The following is a 401-nucleotide window of genomic DNA, read 5'->3' as shown; positions in this document are numbered from 1 at the left end:
CCCCACTGGCCGAGTGACGTCACCGAGCGGCGGGCCCGTTTACGGAAGGGCGCCGCCACCTGGTCGCCGATCAGCGCCGCATCGAACATCGCTCGCACGTCGGACGCAGACGATCCCTCGAGTGGGGTGAACACCGCCAGGCCGCCGACGTGCATCGGATGCTCGCGGGACTCGCCGAGCAGAAACAGTGAGTCGGTCGCCGGCGCCACCCCGGCCACCCCGTCCAGCAGGTCCGCATGCGCCCGCAGGTCCCCAGGTTTGCCGAGCGCCCGGTCCACCGACAGCCCGCTCACCAGGGCGGCGATGTCACCCTGCGTGACCACCTCCACGGTGCCGTCCGCGACCCCGGTCGCACCGTCGGCGACCTCGACGTCGGCCGGGACGATGCCGTAGACATACAC

General features: G+C 71.8%; 1 protein-coding gene. It reads right to left on the bottom strand.

Annotated elements, in window-relative coordinates; all coding sequences use genetic code 11:
• Positions 1-401: GvpL/GvpF family gas vesicle protein (locus P3H15_RS55240; RefSeq protein WP_276144958.1), on the bottom strand; the 401-nt coding region annotated here is incomplete at both ends.

Source organism: Rhodococcus sp. T2V (genome assembly GCF_029269925.1).
GTDB lineage: Bacteria > Actinomycetota > Actinomycetes > Mycobacteriales > Mycobacteriaceae > Rhodococcus_F > Rhodococcus_F koreensis.
The sequence above is the reverse complement of the archived record's forward strand: the minus strand, read 5'-3'. Positions and strand labels throughout refer to the sequence as shown.